Origin of the sequence: Methylobacterium endophyticum, from assembly GCF_050591105.1 — a bacterium.
Lineage (GTDB): Bacteria > Pseudomonadota > Alphaproteobacteria > Rhizobiales > Beijerinckiaceae > Methylobacterium.
The window spans coordinates 1-575 of sequence record NZ_JBNHES010000055.1; the positions used below are offsets into that span (position 1 = coordinate 1).

The 575-nt window shown below is 70.4% G+C and carries 1 protein-coding gene; it reads left to right on the forward strand.

Going from position 1 to position 575, the window contains the following annotated elements; translation table 11 throughout:
* Nucleotides 1–575, forward strand: a 575-nt coding sequence (locus ACP56T_RS21890) for an outer membrane protein (protein WP_430914114.1), incomplete at both ends; no start/stop codon positions are given.

Below are 575 nucleotides of genomic sequence, written 5' to 3' on the forward strand. Positions count from 1 at the left end.
GTTCCGGTTCCGGTGTTCACCTGGACGGGGTTCTACGCGGGCTTCAACGCGGGCTACGGCTTCGGCACGCAGGACAACCGCGCCCCCACGGTGATCGGCGTTCCGGCCGCCTCGGGCCTGTTCACCAACGCCGCCTCGGGCAACACCGGCGTGCTGGCCTTCGGCAACAACCGCAGCAGCGACGGCTTCGTCGGCGGCGGCCAGGTCGGCTACAACTACCAGTTCACGCCGGGCTCGGGCTTCGTGGTCGGCCTGGAGGCGGACGCCCAGTACGCCGATTTCGGCCGTAACCGGAACCGCTTCGCCGCCACGCCGGGCCTGAACGCCGGCTCGCTGGTGTTCAACCCGAACGGCGTCTCGAGCCTCGACTACTTCGGCACCGTGCGCGGCCGTCTCGGCTACGCCTTCGACCGCACCCTCGTCTACGCCACGGGCGGCTTCGCCTACGGCGCCGGCGGCGGCCGCCAGTTCGGCACCGCCAACACCGACGACTTCCAGACCGGCTACGCCGTCGGCGGCGGCGTCGAGTACGCGCTGCCCACCGACTCGTTCCTGAACTTCTTCAAGTCCTCGGC